This window comes from Nocardioides sp., from assembly GCF_035429765.1.
Lineage (GTDB): Bacteria > Actinomycetota > Actinomycetes > Propionibacteriales > Nocardioidaceae > Nocardioides.
On the sequence record NZ_DAOMFK010000275.1, the window covers coordinates 1 to 3,101 of the forward strand.

Consider the following 3,101-nt stretch of genomic DNA (forward strand, 5'->3'; position numbering starts at 1 on the left):
CGCCGCCGCGGTCGCAGAGCGCCGTGCGGCTGGGGGAGGAGCTGGTCGTGGAGGGGTCGCAGCTGGGCGACCCGGAGACGCTGTTCCGGTTCACGCACCTGCTGTCCGAGCCGCTGCCGCCGGTGGAGCTGCGCCGTCGGCCGCCGGAGCCGGACGAGCCCGCGGACCAGGTGGTGCTGCGGCTCCGGCCACTCACCGAGGACCCTCAGGCGCTGGTCCGCTGGGCTCCCGGCTTCGTCGCCGTGACCGCGGTGCGCGAGCCGCCGGGCCTGCCGGCCGTGGTGAGCAACGCGGTCGCCGTCGCCGTGGCGCCCACCATCACCGTCAGCCCGCGCGCCGCCGACGGCCCCGCAGCCCCCGGCAGCACCCTCACGGTCACCTGCGCCCCGCGCGTGCAGCCGGGCCAGAAGGTCCGGCTGCTGCTGGCCGGTCAGCAGGTCGATCCGGCCTCGCTCACCAGCCCTGCCGACCCGTCGCTGCCGACGTCGCTGACGTTCGCGGTGCCCGAGGTCCCCGCCGGCTCCCATCCCGTGCGCCTGCGCGTCGACGGCGTCGACAGCATCCCCGTCACCTACGCCGGCGACCCACCCCTGCCGGCGTTCGACCCCGACCAGCAGGTGGCGGTGCCATGACCGAGTACGACGAGTGGCTGGCCGCCAACGACCGGTTCCTGGCCGGCGCAGTGGCCTGGCTCCGCGAACGGCTGGAAGCGGCCGCCCGCGAGGTGCGCGCTGAGGCGACCGAGGGCGCCCGCCCGCACGAGCCGAAGGCCCTGTTCGGGCGGCGGACGGGCCAGCGCGCCGTCGTACCCGTACCCGCTCCCGGGTCGGGCACCGGTGCTCCCACAGCGGCACCGCCCGTGCTGGCCGAGGCCGAGCGCGAGGACGACCCACCGCCGCTGGTGGCCCTCGCCCGCCGCTTCGGGCTGACGGCCTTCGAGCGCAACGTCCTGCTGCTGGCCGTCGGCATGGAGCTCGACACCCGGATCGCCGGGCTCTGCGCCCGTGCCCACGGCGACCCGGCGCTCGCGCACCCGACCTTCGCGCTGGCCATGTCGGTGTTCGACGACCCGGCGTGGGACGCGCTGTCGCCGGAGAGGCCGCTGCGTCAGTGGCACCTCGTCGAGGTGCTGCGCAGCGGCCCCGAGCCGCTGACCGCCAGCCGGCTGCGCGCCGACGACCGGGTCGTCAGCTTCGTCAAGGGCCTGTACCACCTGGACGAACGGCTGCGCCCCCTGCTTCGGCCGATGCCGGAGACCACCGACGAGCACCTGGCGCCGACCCAGCTCGCGGTCGTGCAGGAGGTGACCGAGGGGCTGCGCCGGGCGGCCGCGGAGGGTGATCCCTCGCCGGTGGTGCTCCTCCTGGGCCCGGACACGCCCTGCAAGCGGCTGGTGGCCGGTGAGGTGGCCCGCTCGGTCGGACTGCACCCGTTCGGTCTCGCGGCCGAGGAGCTGCCGCCGCCCGGTCCCGACCTCGACCTGCTGAGCCGGCTCTGGCACCGCGAGACCCTGCTGGCGCCGGTCGCCCTGCACCTGGAGGCGCAGGACGTCGACCGGGGGACACCCGGCGCGGCCGCAGTTCGGCGCTGGCTACGGGACCGACCCGGCCTGGTGCTGCTCGACGTCCGCGACGCACGCCCGGACCTGGCCGGCGGTGGTGCCCTGGCGGTGGACGTGAGCCTCCCGACGCCCGCCGAGCAGCTGGCCGCCTGGCGGGTCGCAGGCGGCGCGGACGACGCGACCGCCCGTCGCCTGACCGGACAGTTCGACCTCGATCTGGACACGATCCGGCGGCTCCTGCGCGACACCTCCGACGTGACCGCCGACCAGCGCGCGGCAGCGCTGTGGCGCGCCTGCCTGCTCCACTCCAGGCCTGTCCTCGACGAGCTCGCCCAGCGGGTGGAGCCCAAGGCCACCTGGACGGACCTGCAGCTGCCCGAGCCGGAGCTGCGCCAGCTGCGCCAGATCGCCGACCAGGTGGCGCACCGTGCCGAGGTGTACGACGGCATGGGCTTCCGCGAGCGGATGAACCGTGGTCTCGGCATCAGCGTCCTCTTCGCCGGTGCCAGCGGCACCGGCAAGACGACGGCGGCCGAGGTGCTCGCCAACGAGCTCGACCTCCTGCTCTACCGGATCGACCTGTCCGCGGTCGTCGACAAGTACATCGGCGAGACCGAGAAGAACCTGCGCCGGCTCTTCGACGCCGCCGAGGGAGGTGGCGCGATCCTCTTCTTCGACGAGGCCGACGCCCTCTTCGGCAAGCGCAGCGAGATCAAGGACAGCCACGACCGCTACGCCAACATCGAGATCAACTACCTGCTCCAGCGCGTGGAGGACTACCGCGGGCTGGCCATCCTGGCCACCAACCGGAGGAGCTCGATGGACACCGCGTTCTTGCGGCGGCTCCGGTTCATCGTGACGTTCCCGTTCCCGGGAGTGGCCGAGCGCACGGCGATCTGGGCGGGGATCTTCCCCGAGGCGGCCCGGGCCGACGACCTGGACCTGCCCCGGCTGGCCCGCCTGGACCTGACCGGCGGAAGCATCCACACGATCGCCCTGAACGCCGCTTTCGCGGCCGCCGCCGCCGGCACAGGGGTGACCATGCCGCTCGTCCTCGACGCCGCCCGCGCCGAGCTGCGCAAGCTGGACAAGCCGGTCAACGAGGCCGACCTCCGCTGGCTGGAACCCGCGGAGGGGACAGGATGACCGGCCCTCGACCCAGGCATGTGGACCTCCGCATCGACCGCCTCGTGCTGGACGGTTTCCGGTGGGACGCCCGCGAGCGCGAGCGGTTCCGCGCCGAGGTGGAGGCCGAGCTCACTCGGCTGCTCACCGAGCGGGGCCTTTGGTCGGCCGAACCGGCGACCAACCGGCGTCCCACCGCACCCGTCGACCTCCGCGGAGTCACCGTGGCCGACGGCGCGGCCCGGGTCGCAAGGCAGGTCTACGCGCAGGTGTGCCAGCAGGTCGGTGACCGCGCGAGCACGGCGGTGCGGCCATGAGCCCGGTCCGGCCCACGCGCACCGCCACCCTCGACACCGACAGCCGCGCCCACGTCGCGGGCGGGCCGGCGTCGGCGCTGCTGGCGCGGCAGGTCGTC

The 3,101-nt window shown here is 74.8% G+C and carries 3 protein-coding genes; all 3 read left to right on the forward strand.

The window, feature by feature from the left end:
• A partial coding sequence (locus tag PLP61_RS16025) for a DUF8756 domain-containing protein (RefSeq protein WP_324503760.1) occupies positions 1-632 on the forward strand: 632 nt, incomplete at its 5' end.
• Entirely contained in the window at positions 629-2,707 is a 2,079-nt protein-coding gene (locus PLP61_RS16030) for an AAA family ATPase (protein WP_324503762.1), read from the forward strand. The genes PLP61_RS16025 and PLP61_RS16030, both read left to right, overlap by 4 nt.
• A 20-nt stretch (positions 2,708-2,727) precedes the next feature.
• On the forward strand, positions 2,728-3,003 hold the full coding sequence (locus tag PLP61_RS16035; protein ID WP_324503763.1) for a hypothetical protein: 276 nt from the start codon (positions 2,728-2,730) through the stop codon (positions 3,001-3,003).
• Positions 3,004-3,101 lie beyond the last annotated feature (98 nt).

Excerpts from the sequence above, each read along its gene's own strand:
- PLP61_RS16030 (WP_324503762.1), top strand. The coding sequence starts at position 629 with ATGACCGAGTACGACGAGTGGCTGGCCGCCAACGACCGGTTCCTGGCC.